Genomic DNA, 14,831 nt, shown 5'->3' on the forward strand with positions numbered 1-14,831 from the left:
GTTTGTTATGCATCAGGATACATGTATCGAACTTCGATGAAGTCATCTAAATTATCTAGCAACAGTTGGCATAATATTGGGTCAAAGTGTTTGCCTTGTTCCAACTTAAACCAATCGACGACTTCATTAATTGTCCAAGCCCGTTTGTAGCAACGCTCTGTTAATAATGCGTCAAATACATCAGCAATTGCGACGATGCGTGCGAAGAGATGAATGTCCTCACCTTTTAGATTATTTGGATAACCCGTACCGTCCCATTTTTCATGGTGTTCGTGGGCAACCACCGCTGCTAATTTGGTGATGTCGCCCTCTTTCATGTTCAGCAACTCATAACCTTTAATGGTATGTTGCTTCATGATTTCACGCTCTGAACTTGTCAATGCGCCAGGCTTATCGAGAATCGATTCTGGCACGGAGATTTTACCGACATCGTGCATAGGGCTAATGATTTCAATCATTTCCACTTCACGATGCGTCAATCCGCAAAGTTGAGCCAAACGACGAGACAGTTTAGCGACACGTTTTACATGTTGGCCAGTTTCTCCAGAGCGACTTTCAATCGCCTCACCCAATACGTGAATCATCTCTTTTTGGACGTTTAGCGTTCGTTTTTGAAGCAACACAATCTTTCTATTTTTCTTATCAATCTCTTTGCGTTGGCGAATAGTCATAAACTGAATCACAACAACAAGAGAAAGCAGCACAATAATGCCGCACGTGAACAACAGTGTTTTGAGGTTTACTTTAAACAGTGGCGGTGGCGCATTAAGAATTTCAGCGTTTTTAGGGATGTCATAATGGCTGATTTCATACTTTGTGAGCGCCTTATAATCCAAGACCGCTTCAGTGATAGCCAGCGCATGCGCCGCTGACGTCAGAGACATCCCCATCTTACTCGCCATTATCTCCGCAGCTTCATAACCAAATTGCTCAGAACGGTTCACAAAGCCACCCAGTATTCCCGGCTCGCCTAAATAGAGTTCCCACATCACAAACACGGGGGCACGGCTTTTTGCACCAATAGCTCGAGCCACTTCTCTGTAGGTGTGATATTTACCTGAATCCCCTTCCGTATTGTAGTGAGTCAACAAAACCGCATCATTAGCACTGACTGTAGAAAGCTGATTTGCCGCCTCTTGTAGGCTCGCGTCTCTGATTTCTATCAAATTGATACGTGGAAACTTGTTCATCTCTGCTTTTACGCGTTGATATATAAGTTCTGAGGTCACACTGCGATCGGCAAGGTAATACAAATTTTTGATACGGGGACGCAAACGATTGATCAACGCGATGTTTTCGACCACGCGATCTTCTTCGTAAATCACACTGCCATTTGTACTTACTGTATCGAGAGAAGAGCCTTTATCATTAATCCCAATCGCGACCATAGGAACATTGCGCTTGGGGTTCTGAAAATAATTTCTGACGAAACGCATGGCTGCGTCGTCAGAGATAATTACACCATCAAATTCATAAGCTCGATATTTAAACCGAAGATAACCCGCCATTTGTTGCAAATAGCCTTCGGAATGAACACGCTTCGCGTCCAAATATTCAATGGATAGTTTGACTTCGCCGTCAGTTTGCTTGAATCCCTTTTCGATTCCCGCCTGAATGTCATTAGTCCATTGATAAGACGGATCATAGGAGTGAAGCACGAGAACTCGTTTGAGCTCCCAATTTGTTTCCTCTGCTTGTACGGCAACCGTGCCTATGCACAACACAAGAGTGAGAAAACGCGCTAAACGCTTAACCATTTTTTACCCAGCCGAACCAATGCAATGCTGCATATAGTAGCGCTTCATTTTTAAATGAAGCCGATATTGATCAACTTTCTATTATAATTGTGTCACATAATTTGTGATCACTATTAAGTCTTTTCGCAATATCCGCTGAAAACTGTTGTTTATCTAAAGATTGAGAAACGGCCACGTCAGAAATCAGCGTGTTACCTTCATAGCTACTCGCAATGGCGGCACCCACCGGGTTGCCATCTTTAAAACCAACGTACAACTCAAAATCCGGCGTTAAGATAATTTGGGTAAGGTATTCAACTATCATCTCTTGGTCATACTGTTCTTCCCAACGTTGAGACTGAAGAATCGAAAACATAATAGTCAGTCGATGAAAATCCACGAGGAAAATGTCATCAGCCTGCAAATTCGCTTCGCCTTCCAACAAGGAGTCTTTAGCAACGATTTGGTATTCTTGAGCATTTATTGCTTGGAAATAGGTTTCGCGACCTTTCAAGCTTTCAGGAGTGGGAAATTCAACTTCGACGAGATCGTGCAGCCACGCATTTTTGCGTTCGATGCTGGCTAACTGCTGTTCATTCATTTGAGTACCTTAAATATCTCAGGCTACAGAGTAGTAGCGAGTCAAAAACGAGAGCTGTATATGAGCCATCACGCCAATATTTCGAAAACCTAACTGGATTTTCTATACCGCATTGACTCGACTCTTAAACATGAACTCGCTTTGAAACGGTACATTAGCATGAAGCCCTTAACAAACCTAGCTAAAGTCCTGAGGTTGCGCCAAATTTTGTTTTAGATGCCAACGTCTGATAGATTGAATCTATATATTTTTCTAATTAAGGACGGAATAATGAAAAAACGTTTGCTTGCTTTAGGTTTGGTTACCATTCTTGCTGGCTGTGGCAACGATGAGGTTGGTGATGTGTCTTTGGGTATGTTTACTATGAAAGACATAAAACTGAATACGCTCGTAGACCCTGAAGTTCCAGGCGTTACTTGTCATGTAGCGAGCATCGAAGCGGACTTCAGTTTAGCGGACCCAAGCGACAGTTCAATTTCTTGCCGTCAAACTGGTGAAATTACACCTGAGATGATTACTAAAATTGATAAGAGCAAATCAGGTGAAGTGGTATTTAAAAAGTCCAAGAGCGTTTTCTTCAAATCGATGAAGATTCGCCGTATTTATGATCCAGAAAATCAAACCTTGATGTACCTTTCTTACTCAACTAAAGAGACATCAGGCAGCTTCAAACACAGTCTATCAACTGTACCTCTTTGGGGTACGAAAGCTTACATCCAACCGACTGAAGCTAAGATAAATTAAGCTCAATTCGCTTACGAATTCGTCAGCCCGCTGCATTTTTCAGCGGGCAAATTTCTTTGCAATAAAACACCACGATTTTCATTTTTTTGTGATACAATCCCGCCTCTTTTTTTTCTCACTCAAGAACAAGCATGAAGTTTCCTGGTCAGCGTAAATCTAAACACTACTTCCCAACTCACGCTCGAGATCCATTAGTCAACCAAATTCGACAAGCGCCTAAGCTATACCGCCCAACCATTGTCGGTGTTGGTCAAACCATCGTAGATATCGAAGCTCGTGTGGATGATGCGTTTCTAGAAAAATACAACCTAAGTAAAGGACATTCTCTTGTTCTTGAAGAGAGCAAAGCAGATGCATTGTATGAAGAGTTAGTAGAGCAAGGGCTGATCACACACCAGTACCCTGGCGATACTATTGGTAACACGCTGCACAATTATTCTGTTCTAGCAGACAGCAAATCTGTATTGCTTGGCGTAATGTCAAAGAACATTCAAGTGGGTTCTTTCGCCTACCGCTACCTTTGCCGTACGTCTTCACGCATGAACCTAAACCACCTACAAACGGTAGATGGTCCGATTGGTCGTTGCTACACCCTTATCTCTCAAGATGGTGAACGTACATTCGCGATCAACGAAGGTCACATGAATCAACTTCTTCCAGAAAGCATTCCTGAAGAAGTATTTGAGAAAGCTTCTGCGCTTGTTGTTTCTTCGTACCTAATGCGCGGTAAAGAAGAAGACCCAATGCCTAAAGCAGTACAACGTGCGATTGATTTTGCCAAGAAGCACGATGTACCTGTTGTTCTTACTCTAGGTACAAAGTACGTGATTGAAGGCAATGCGGAATGGTGGCAAGAGTACATTCGTGAAAACGTATCTGTTGTGGCTATGAATGAAGAAGAAGGCGCGGCGCTTACAGGCGAAAGCGATCCACTCGCCGCTGCGGATAAAGCACTTGAGTGGGTAGATCTTGTTCTTTGTACTGCCGGGCCAAACGGTCTTTATATGGCAGGTTACACTGACGAAAAAGTGAAACGTGAAACTACACACGATATTCTTGAAAGCTCTATTGAGGAATTCAACAAGTTTGAGTTCAGCCGCGCAATGCGCAAAGAAGATTGTGTGAATCCAATGAAAGTGTATTCACACATCGGTCCATACCTTGGTGGCCCTCTAGAAATTAAGAACACTAATGGCGCGGGTGATGCCGCACTGTCTGCACTGCTGCATGACATGGCTGCAAACTCTTTCCATCAGAAAGAAGTGCCTACTTCAGAGAAACACGAAGTACGCTGTCTGACGTATTCATCACTTTCTCAAATTTGTAAATACGCGAACCGCGTGAGCTACGAAGTGCTAACTCAGCACTCTCCTCGCCTATCACGAGCTCTGCCAGAACGCGAAGACAGCTTAGAAGAGACCTACTGGGATCGCTAAGAAGGTTAGCTTTAGAGCAAAAAATATACTTAGGTCACCGTTTGGTGGCCTTTTTGTTTTGATCTAGCGCAGTATTTAGTGGATTTTGTTACTATGTAGCACGCGAAGGCGCACGAACTTCTTTACACCTAATTTTATACCAGTATTATTCTCGCGCAAACGTTTGCGCAACAACAATACAGTCTTCATAGATTGCTTGATGTTGAACGCCGCGTGTTAGCCATATTTGGGAGTATCCATGCAGTCTGATATTGAAATTTGCCGAAACACACCGTTATCTTCCATCGATGTTATCGCTGAAAAAGCAGGTCTATTGCCTGAAGAATTTGATACACATGGAAAATACAAAGCCAAAGTACACCCTAAGTGTTTAGCCCGCCTGAATGACAACCAAAATGGCAAATTGGTTCTGGTCACCGCGATTACCCCAACTCCACTAGGTGAAGGCAAAACCGTGACAACCATTGGCCTTGCTCAAGGACTGGCGAAGCTAAAGCAATCCGTGATGGCATGTATTCGACAGCCATCAATGGGGCCTGTCTTTGGCATCAAAGGTGGTGCCGCAGGTGGCGGATATTCCCAAGTAGCGCCAATGGAAGAGCTCAATTTGCATTTGACGGGGGATATTCACGCCGTTACGGCTGCACACAACTTAGCGTCTGCAGCTTTAGATGCGCGCTTATTCCACGAGCAGCGCGAAGGATATGACGCCTTTGAAACTCGAACTGGTTTAAAAGCATTAAAAATTGACGTTGAAAGCATTACTTGGAAACGCGTGATGGACCACAACGACCGTGCACTTCGCATGGTCAAAATTGGTTTGAACGAACAAGGCAAAACCATTAACGGATTTGAGCGTAACGAAGGGTTCGATATTTCAGCCGCATCCGAGTTGATGGCCATTATTGCGTTGGCAAAAAATCTTAAAGACTTACGTCAGCGCATTGGCAAAATTGTTGTTGCTTATGATCTCGACGGTCAGCCTATCACCACAGAAGATTTACAAGTAGCAGGTGCGATGGCCGTAACGTTGAAAGAAGCCATTGCACCAACACTAATGCAAACGCTTGAAGGTGTCCCTGCTCTGATCCACGCAGGCCCTTTTGCTAACATTGCGCATGGCAATTCTTCTATTATCGCTGATGAGATTGCGTTAAAACTTTCGCGTTACACGGTAACTGAAGCAGGATTTGGCTCTGACATGGGATTTGAGAAAGCCTGTAATATTAAAGCAGCGGCTGCCAACAAAGCGCCTGACTGTGTGGTGATTGTTGCGACGTTAAGAGGCCTTAAAGCGAACTCCGGCCACTACGACTTGCGCCCTGGCATGGCAATTCCAGATTCGATTTTCTCGCCTGACCAAGCGGCATTGGTAGCCGGGTTTGAAAACTTAAAGTGGCACATCAAGAACGTCCATAAATATGGAATCCCAGCCGTTGTTGCGATTAACCAGTTCCCTCAAGATTGCGAACAAGAACTCATCGCGCTTCAAGATCTCATTCACGCATTCGATCCAAATGTTAAAGTCGCTATCAGCACTGCTTTTGCCCAAGGTGGTGAAGGCACGAGAGATCTAGCACAGCATGTCGTTGATGCTTGCGAAAAAACCACGAATTTCCGACCTCTATATCAGAAACATCAATCCCTTCAGGAGAAGCTGATGTCTGTGTGTGAAGCTGGATATGGTGCGACAAATGTTGAAATGAGTGAACTTGCAACTCAGCAATTGGCTCATTTTAAAAAACTAGGGTTTAACGAATTAGCTGTTTGTATTGCTAAAACGCCACTTTCTATCACCACCGATTCTTCAGTAAAAGGCGCGCCAGTTGGCTTTACTGTTCCAATTCGTGAACTGCGTTTGTGTGCCGGTGCTGGCTTCGTATACGCATTATCGGGTAGCGTTATGACCATGCCCGGTCTTCCTGACAAGCCAGCGTTTATGAATCTCGACCTTGATGAAGATGGTAATATCATCGGTTTGTCATAATGAGCATCATTTAAATGAAATCAAACACAAAGGGAGCTAGACAGCTCCCTTTATCTTTCTGTTTTTAATAGGTTTTACATTGTAAATCAATAATCTCTTTAAATCCCCAGATTCTATACCGCCCCAATATGATGCAGTGCCTATTTTTTAATTCACTAATATAGTGCATCAACTCTCGGTCACAAAATTCATCATTTTGATTTTTAAAGAAATATTCAATGGCGCGATTCTTGTACTACAGTTTGCAGTAGCTAACAAACAAACCAGCACATGTCATTCTAAATTGTTGCGTTGTATAGCACCTCCTCCGGTTAAGCACGGTTTAGACGCATGTAGAACAAGGGAAAGGGAATATTATGCAAGACGCACTCGCTGTAATTTTAGCCGGCGGGATGGGCTCACGACTTAGCCCACTCACTGATGATCGAGCCAAACCAGCGGTACCATTTGGCGGCAAATACAGAATCATCGATTTTACGCTAACCAATTGTCTTAATTCAGGTTTACGTAAAATTCTAGTACTTACCCAATACAAATCTCACTCACTACAAAAGCACCTTCGTGACGGCTGGTCGATTTTTAATCCCGAACTTGGTGAGTACATTACGGCAGTTCCGCCTCAAATGCGCAAAGGTGGTGCATGGTATGAAGGTACCGCCGACGCCATCTACCACAACTTATGGTTACTATCGCGGAACGACGCAAAATACGTTGTTGTGTTATCTGGTGACCATATTTATCGTATGGATTACGCAGCGATGCTTGAGGAGCATAAAGAGAAAGGGGCAAAGCTGACCGTCGCTTGTATGGATGTTCCAGTAAAGGACGCCTCTGCTTTCGGAGTTATGGGAATCGATGAAAACGGACTGGTTAAGTCTTTTGTCGAGAAGCCCGAAAACCCACCTACTCTTCCAGACGATAAAACCAAGAGCCTTGCATCAATGGGGATCTACATCTTTGATATGGATGTGCTCAAAGAAGCGCTGACCGAAGATGCGAAACTGGAAACGTCTAGCCATGACTTTGGCAACGACATTATTCCAAAATTGATCGACACCGAATCAGTTTACGCTTACAAGTTTTGTGGCAGCAAAGGTCGTGTCGATAAAGATTGTTACTGGCGTGATGTCGGGACAATTGACTCCTTCTATGAAGCAAATATGGATTTATTGGAACCAGTACCTCCGATGAACCTTTATCAATATAACTGGGCTATCCGCACTTACGAACCTCAATTTCCACCAGCAAGAACCGTCTCTTCTGCAACAGGAAACGAAGGTATTTTCATCAACTCGATCATAGCTACCGGTGTTATCAACTCAGGCGGCTCAGTCCAGCACTCGATCATTTCATCAAATGTGCGCATTCAAGACAGCGCGACTGTTGTGGATTCCATCATTTTTGACGATGTAGAAGTCGGTGAAGGCAGCCAACTGGTGAATTGCATCGTCGATAAACACGTTCGCATACCACCGAACACACAAATCGGCATCAATAAGGTTGAAGACGCCAAGCGCTTCAAGATCTCAGAAAAAGGCATTGTTGTTATACCGGAGAGCTACCAGTTCTGAAAGTCCTCAATTCAAACGACAACATGAACGAAAAAGCGCACGATAATTACCGTGCGCTTTTGTTTAAGTACCTATGAAAGTTAGGTAATAACAGTTAATCAATAATGATTAGATGTTACATACTGTCGCCCAGCTACCGTCGCTACCTGGTTCAGAAGCCGTCCACCAGTTTGCTTGGTAAACCACACCATTGTGGATGACTTTGTCACCTTGGTTTGCGTGGCTTGGGTTACCTGCCCAGTCAGTTTGTGGCAGATTTGGGTATGTTACCAAGCCAGCAGTATCACAAGAACCAGGTTCAGTTGTACCGCCACCGCCAGTACCCGCGTTTAGATCTCCGATTGGTAGATCTGGTTGCTCAAACTTGAACGCAAACTCTTTACCACCAGAAATCACTGAGTAGTTCGCAGGACCAGAGATTGGTAGGTAGTAAACCATATCAAGCTCGTAAGTACCGCCTGCTGGAAGATCTTTCCATGCTGGTAGAGAGAACGATACGCGGTGCATTACGCCATCCAAACCACCGATGTTGTTTGCACGAGTATGTCCAGAAGCAATCACTTTCAAACCGCCACCAGATTGGTCTTTCGCGTTATCCGGAGCAGATACTGGGATATCGAATTGGAATTCAGTACCGCCAGGGATCGCTTGACCTGTGTTGTTCGTAAATGTGATCTTAGGGTTAATTGGGTAGTTTTGGTCGCCAACTTTGAAGCCGCCAACACTAACAGTAATGTCTACAGCTTCAGTTGGTGTTGGACCAGTCGCTACTTTGTTACCGTAAGGCGTTGCAGACTTAAACTTGTCGTAGATAGCTTTGGTCATAGTGTTACCCATGTGGTATTCACCATTACCTGCAGCACACGCTTGCTCAGTTGCATCGATAGCAGTACGGTTGCCATTTGCATCTAGTACGTAACAGTTGTAGTCACCTGCTAGTTCCCAGAACATGATACCGCCGATTTCTTTATCGATAACGTAGTCCGCTTTCACTTCGATAGACGCTTTATCTTCAGTAGATAGGAATACGCCCTTCTCTGCGTTCCACAACCAAGGTGCTACAGCAACACTGTCGTAATTACGAGTGTACGTACCAACCAATTTGTCAGAAGGATCGTTCACTGGATCTAGACCGTAAGCTTGAGCGTAAGAACCCCAAATGCCTTTCTCTAGGTTCTTCGCGTGCCACATTGGGTTCGAGCCAGCACCCATTTCACGACCTTGTGGATCTAAATCGTGCCACATGTTGTCGATGCCGATAGCACCGTTACCACAGTTGTTCTTCTCACCTTCACCTGTGCCTGGTTGACACTCAGCTTGGTTAGGTAGCGCTGCTCGGCCCCAAAGACCATTGTCACCACCAGTTACGCCTTGCCAACCACGGGTGTAATAAGGAACACCGATGTTGATACGGCCTGCTGGCATAGAACCACGGAAGTAATGGTAAGCCCAGTCAGTATTCAAGTAACCAATACCGCCATAAGCTGCTGTGCCGTATACGTTCCACTGTGCTAGCTCAGAGTCTTTGCCTGTATCGAATAATGCCGCGTTGTGGCCAACGTGATCGTTCCAAGCACCGTGCAAGTCGTAAGACATGATGTTTACGTAGTCTAAGTACTTAGTTACATCGAAGGTTTCCATACCGCGTAGCAGGTAACCAGATGATGGCGCTGCGATAGTCAGCATGTAATGCGTACCATCTTGAGCAGAAGCTGCATCTAGTTTTTCACGAAGTACTTTCATCAGCTCTTGGTAAGAAGCCCATAGGTACTGACGACGTGGTTCCATGAAGTCTTTATCGTAAGGGTTACCAGCACCAGCCATTGATGTTGGGTATTCGTAGTCGATATCCAGACCATCGAACTTGTACTTACGCATCATTTCAACTGCAGAAGCTGCGAACTTCTCAATGCCAGCATGGTTGATAGAACCATCGGCATTAGTCGTCATTGTGTAGAAGCCACCATCAGCAACACGATCGCCATTTGCGTCGAAGTGACCGCCAGTTTCAGCCCAACCACCAATCGAGATTAGCGTCTTAACATCGTGTTTTTGCTTGTAAGTTGCTAGTGCACCAAAGTGACCTTTGAAACCAAGCGTAGGATCGACTTCAACACCTGGCCATGTTTTGCCAGTTGCAGCGTTGTTTGGATCATTAACATCGCCAACGTTCACTTTACCGTCAGAACCAATGCTCACAAACGCGTAGTTGATGTGAGTTAGCTGTTCCCAAGGAATGTCTTTAACAAGGTAAGTCGATTGTGGGTCATCACCTGCGCGCCAGCTCGTGAAGTAGCCGATGACACGACGTGGGTGATCCGCCCCCATTTTCTCACGACCTTCTTCGTCGTAGATTGAACAGTAAGGTACGTCCACGCCTGTTGTTTGGTAAAGACCGTCAGGACGACAGTTAGACGCCACTGCACCACCATTTACAGTTAACGTAGCAATTGCAGAGTCTGTACTTGCACCTGCGTTATCTGTCGCTTTCGCGTATACCGCTAGAGCGCCCGCTTTTGAAGGCGTTACGTCTAGTGTGTAAGGAGCAGCTGTTGCTGTGCCAGCTAATGCGCCAGCAACGTAGAAGTCAACTTTAGCAACGCTACCATCCGCGTCTGCTGCGTTAGCAGTAAGCGTAACAGTACCGCCTAGCTCGATTGAAGTAGCTGAAAGCGCAACATCCACTGTAGGCGCTTCATTACCTGGCTGAGCTGAAGCAATCGTAAGCGTTACTGAACTTGCAGTACTTACCGCGCCAGCGTCATCATAAGATTTAGTTGAAAACTCGTGTACGCCTTCAGTTGCAGTCCAAGATGCAGTGAAAGGAGCCGAAGTAGACTGACCAACTAAAGCACCATCAACAAAGAATTCAACTTTGCTAATTGTGCCATCAGTGTCTGCTGCATCTGCGGCTAGGTTAACCACTTCACCAGCGGTGATAGATGCCGACGCAGAAGGAGCGGTTAGAGTCACCGTCGGGATTTCATTTTGTGGTGGGTCAACAGGACCTGTTCCATCACAAGCACCAAGAGATTCCCACTCGCCCCACTGGCCAGCTTGTGCAGGGTTATTGTTTTGCGTCCAGTAACGCGCTTTGTATGCGTTACCTTCGTGCTGAACTTGGTCGCCGCCATTATAAACTTTTGACGAATCCCAAACTTCTAGAGGGGCACAATCAACCGCTGCGTAGCTGTTGAAGGCCAATAGACAAGATGCAGTCAGCGTACTTAGCGTAAAGACACTTTTCACTGCTTTCCCGTTTTTAAGGTGCATAATCGCTCTTCCTTAAGTTATTGTTAAAACAATATTAAACGTGTTTGAAACAACACGTTCTTACTTTTATTTCGACGTAAAATAACTTAAGTACAAGTTGGAAATTTCACACTATGTATTTGCGAGTTTTCAACACCACCTCTCAAGAATCCACTAAATGGTTGCAACAAAATACCTATTATTTGGCACCAGCAACTAATTTTATAATTCGAATAAATAAGTGACTCGCAAATTAATAAAAAAGGCGAAAAAAGTCGTCATTTTGAAATAAAGATCACTATGCCTTTGTTGACCTTGGTGTTTCATTGAAATGTCGCTTGTACTCCCGACTAAACTGTGATGGGCTGCTGTAGCCTACGAGTCGAGCAGCATCGTTGACTCGTTTCCCTTCGAGTTGAATCAAATCTCTCGCTTTATTGAGACGTACTTTTTTGATGTATTGCAAAGGTGATTCTAAGGTTACGCTCCGAAACGCCTGATGAAATGCCGAGATACTCATGTTGGCCTCTTCCGCCAATGTTTGAACATTCAATTGCTCATGGTATTCGGCATGAACACGATTGAGTGCTTTTGCTACTCTCGCGTAGGAACCTTCTTGGTGAGCCAATTCAAACAACACGTGCCCTTCTTTGCTTACAAGCGTTCGATAGACAATTTCTTCTAGTAAGGACTCGCCCAATATCGCCACATCCAAATCGTTGCAAAGCGCCTTCATTAATCGCTTGCAAGCATCGAGCATGGCGTCGTTCATTCGAACCGATTTGAGGCCACAACGTTTAGAATCTTCGCAGATATTACTGAATTTCTGTGCTTCGAGCTTTTTCACAAGTTTGTGCAGCAGCGTGGGCGAGATGTCGATAGAAATACCGAGCAAAGGCTCATTGTTGGTGGCAAATGCTTCACACTCTAGAGGCATAGGTACGCCTACCACCAAATAGTCATCCGGACCATACTGAACTGGCGTTTGCCCTATATGGATGTTTTTATGCCCTTGGCCAAGCACAATGATCCCTGATTGATACACAAATGGTTGACGGTTATTGCCTTTGCTACTGCGATAAAACCAAACGCCTTCGATAGCAGTTTGCTTGATGCCTTCTAAATTGTGCAGATCATGCTTTTCAACATACTGCTGCATGGTTTCGGCTAATGTGTTCATGTAATGCTCCATAAACCGTCAATCGGTCTACGCTCTGTTGTCATTTTGCTCACTATACTTTCTCTTCTGTTTCCGATTCCAGCGCTATAACAACAATTTTGTAGAAATAGGCAAGTAATTTACAGAAATCGACCTACAACACGACAAAAAGTCGTACTAATATGCACGTATTCAATCTCCTCAACTGGAAACAAGAGGTCTGCAATGAACTTTTCTTATGTCAACCCAACCAAAATTTTCTTTGGCCAACAACAAATCGCATCAATCAAAGATGCGATCCCAGCGGATCAAAGGGTCTTGGTGATTTACGGTGGCGGCTCAATCAAAAAGAACGGCGTATACGACCAAGTAGCAGAAGCACTCACTGGCCACGAATGGTCTGAGTTTTCTGGTGTAGAACCAAACCCAACAAAAGAAACATTGGATAAAGCGGTCGCTATCGTAAAAAATCAAAACATCGACTTTATTCTTGCTGTTGGTGGTGGTTCGGTTATCGACGGTTCTAAATACGTTGCGGCAGCATCAAAGTACGATGGTGACGGCTGGGACATTATGATCGGTAAGCATCAAGTGACAGAAGCAACACCGCTTGCGGCTATCCTAACGCTACCTGCAACTGGTTCAGAATCCAACATGGGTGCAGTGATTACAAAAGCAGAAACTCAAGACAAACTGCCGTTCATGTCTCCTGCTGTACAGCCTAAGTTCGCAGTGTTAGATCCAGATGTAATGAAAACGCTCCCTGAACGTCAGCTTATTAACGGCATTGTGGATGCGTGGGTACACGTATGTGAGCAATACATTACACTGCCTACTGGAGCGATGGTACAAGACGGTTACGCAGAAACCTTGCTAAAAACTCTAAAAACGCTTGGCGAACAGTTCGCAGAGCGCGATGACGACCAATGGCGCGCAAACCTCATGTGGTCTGCAAACCAAGCATTGAATGGTTTGATTGGTAGCGGCGTTCCTCACGATTGGGCAACGCACATGATCGGTCACGAGCTGACTGCTCTTTGGGGCGTTGATCACGCACGTTCTCTTGCCATCATCCAACCATCACTGCTGCGTAACCAGATGCAATTTAAGCGCGCAAAGCTTGAGCAAATGGGTCGTAATGTATTTGGTTTGGAGTCTGGTGATGATCTTGCAGAACGCACTATCGAAGCCATCGAAGCGTTCTACCACCAACTTGGTGTAGCAACTCAACTAGACAACTACGGTGAAAGCCGCGAGCAAGCGATCGATGCCATCATTGACCAACTCAACAAACACGGAATGACAGTTCTGGGTGAAAACCAAGCGATTACTCTTGAACGCAGCCGTGAAATTTTAGAATTAGCTGTCTCATAACAGCAACAACTGTTCACTGCCCTTTCTAGGGTTTAACGGTATTGTGACTTAACGGTCACAATACCGTTTTTTTATGCTATTTTGTAAGCTTCAACGCGTTCAAATATTGGGCATTCTAAAAACAACAATTAATGCACAAAATTGAGTGTCCGCGTTGGTCAGTAAAGTGGCGACCGTTTAGCTTTACATACACAAAAAATAAAATTGAAATCAAAGGTCTAACTTACGCATTTGTTAGATCTTTTTGTTTGGAGTAGCACTACGCTACTCACGTTTGTCTGTTCGAGAGTTCTTTATATATGTGGCTAGTTGTCGTTGTATTAGCATTCATACACATCATAAGTGTCCGTAAAGGGCCGAAATGGCTATTTTACGTATCAAAGCCATTGCCTGTACTTGTGATGATTGGCATTTTGCTTAATTCTCCCGCGAGTCAACTTCCTTACACTCAGTGGATATTAGTGGGTTTATCGTTGTCACTACTAGGTGATTTACTACTAATGTTACCGCGAGATAAGTTCATCATTGGTCTAAGCCTATTTTGCTCTGCTCATTTGTCCTACAGTTATGGCTTTAGCTTAATGTCGGCATGGCATTTCACTCCTTGGCTTCCTATTGCTTTGTTTGGGCTCGGCATTTGCTTTTACTGGCTGTTTCGACCTGACCTCGGCAAAGAAAGAATCCCTGTCGCGATCTACATTTTGGTTTTGATGACCATGTGTTGGATGGCCATTGAGTATTATCTAAGTGGGAAAACGCAGTCGTCTTCGTTTGCGGTGTTAGGAAGCTTTATCTTCATCATTTCCGGCACGGTGCTGGCTTTTGAACGCTTTGGTGGTTACTCGGTATTTTCTCGGCAAGTGGTGATGGTCACGTACTATTCCGCGCAAACTTTAATGGCGATGTCCGTAATTGCCATCGTGATCCGGTATCCGTATCTCACGGTGATCAGTTAATTTTCTATGCCGCAG

At 44.6% G+C, this 14,831-nt stretch carries 10 protein-coding genes; 6 read left to right on the top strand and 4 right to left on the bottom strand.

Features of this window, described 5'->3' with window-relative positions; genetic code table 11:
- Positions 1–5: 5 nt before the first annotated feature.
- On the bottom strand, positions 6–1,757 hold the full coding sequence (locus OU793_RS09745) for an HD domain-containing phosphohydrolase (RefSeq protein WP_140103301.1): 1,752 nt from the start codon (positions 1,755–1,757) through the stop codon (positions 6–8).
- A gap of 70 nt (positions 1,758–1,827) precedes the next feature.
- A complete protein-coding gene (locus tag OU793_RS09750; protein WP_020842098.1) occupies positions 1,828–2,337 on the bottom strand; it encodes a hypothetical protein in 510 nt (169 codons plus the stop codon).
- 270 nt (positions 2,338–2,607) lie between these two features.
- On the opposite strand from OU793_RS09750, the gene OU793_RS09755 reads away from it, so the two are divergent.
- The 4 genes from OU793_RS09755 (at position 2,608) to glgC (ending at position 8,075) form a co-directional block, all read left to right on the top strand.
- On the top strand, positions 2,608–3,081 hold the full coding sequence (locus OU793_RS09755) for a CreA family protein (RefSeq protein WP_005454218.1): 474 nt from the start codon (positions 2,608–2,610) through the stop codon (positions 3,079–3,081).
- Positions 3,082–3,212: 131 nt separating this feature from the next.
- The gene (locus OU793_RS09760) at positions 3,213–4,517 is read left to right on the top strand and encodes an inosine/guanosine kinase (RefSeq protein ID WP_017447582.1); all 1,305 of its coding nucleotides are present in this window, start codon (positions 3,213–3,215) and stop codon (positions 4,515–4,517) included.
- A gap of 238 nt (positions 4,518–4,755) precedes the next feature.
- Positions 4,756–6,504, top strand: coding sequence for a formate--tetrahydrofolate ligase (locus OU793_RS09765; RefSeq protein ID WP_140103302.1), 1,749 nt, complete (start codon positions 4,756–4,758; stop codon positions 6,502–6,504).
- 356 nt (positions 6,505–6,860) lie between these two features.
- Complete coding sequence (gene glgC, locus OU793_RS09770) at positions 6,861–8,075, top strand: glucose-1-phosphate adenylyltransferase (protein ID WP_140103303.1); 1,215 nt, start codon at positions 6,861–6,863, stop codon at positions 8,073–8,075.
- Positions 8,076–8,183: 108 nt separating this feature from the next.
- On the opposite strand, the gene OU793_RS09775 is transcribed toward glgC, so the two are convergent.
- Entirely contained in the window at positions 8,184–11,348 is a 3,165-nt protein-coding gene (locus OU793_RS09775) for a glycosyl hydrolase family 18 protein (RefSeq protein WP_017447584.1), read from the bottom strand.
- Positions 11,349–11,625: 277 nt separating this feature from the next.
- A complete protein-coding gene (locus OU793_RS09780; protein WP_005454346.1) occupies positions 11,626–12,507 on the bottom strand; it encodes an AraC family transcriptional regulator in 882 nt (293 codons plus the stop codon).
- Between the two features lie 204 nt (positions 12,508–12,711).
- On the opposite strand from OU793_RS09780, the gene OU793_RS09785 reads away from it, so the two are divergent.
- Together OU793_RS09785 and OU793_RS09790 are read left to right on the top strand one after the other, a co-directional pair.
- Complete coding sequence (locus tag OU793_RS09785) at positions 12,712–13,860, top strand: iron-containing alcohol dehydrogenase (RefSeq protein WP_053048088.1); 1,149 nt, start codon at positions 12,712–12,714, stop codon at positions 13,858–13,860.
- 299 nt (positions 13,861–14,159) lie between these two features.
- The gene (locus OU793_RS09790; protein WP_005479123.1) at positions 14,160–14,816 is read left to right on the top strand and encodes a lysoplasmalogenase; all 657 of its coding nucleotides are present in this window, start codon (positions 14,160–14,162) and stop codon (positions 14,814–14,816) included.
- The last annotated feature ends 15 nt before the right edge of the window (positions 14,817–14,831 follow it).

It is taken from the genome of Vibrio sp. VP6 (genome assembly GCF_028823755.1).
GTDB classification, from domain to species: domain Bacteria; phylum Pseudomonadota; class Gammaproteobacteria; order Enterobacterales; family Vibrionaceae; genus Vibrio; species Vibrio parahaemolyticus.

Bases quoted from the DNA above. Each gene is read 5' to 3' on its own strand.
- OU793_RS09785 (WP_053048088.1), top strand. From the start codon at position 12,712: ATGAACTTTTCTTATGTCAACCCAACCAAAATTTTCTTTGGCCAACAA.
- OU793_RS09790 (WP_005479123.1), top strand. From the start codon at position 14,160: ATGTGGCTAGTTGTCGTTGTATTAGCATTCATACACATCATAAGTGTC.
- OU793_RS09760 (WP_017447582.1), top strand. From the start codon at position 3,213: ATGAAGTTTCCTGGTCAGCGTAAATCTAAACACTACTTCCCAACTCAC.
- OU793_RS09775 (WP_017447584.1), bottom strand. From the start codon at position 11,348: ATGCACCTTAAAAACGGGAAAGCAGTGAAAAGTGTCTTTACGCTAAGT.
- OU793_RS09745 (WP_140103301.1), bottom strand. From the start codon at position 1,757: ATGGTTAAGCGTTTAGCGCGTTTTCTCACTCTTGTGTTGTGCATAGGC.
- OU793_RS09765 (WP_140103302.1), top strand. From the start codon at position 4,756: ATGCAGTCTGATATTGAAATTTGCCGAAACACACCGTTATCTTCCATC.
- OU793_RS09755 (WP_005454218.1), top strand. From the start codon at position 2,608: ATGAAAAAACGTTTGCTTGCTTTAGGTTTGGTTACCATTCTTGCTGGC.
- glgC (WP_140103303.1), top strand. From the start codon at position 6,861: ATGCAAGACGCACTCGCTGTAATTTTAGCCGGCGGGATGGGCTCACGA.
- OU793_RS09750 (WP_020842098.1), bottom strand. From the start codon at position 2,337: ATGAATGAACAGCAGTTAGCCAGCATCGAACGCAAAAATGCGTGGCTG.
- OU793_RS09780 (WP_005454346.1), bottom strand. From the start codon at position 12,507: ATGAACACATTAGCCGAAACCATGCAGCAGTATGTTGAAAAGCATGAT.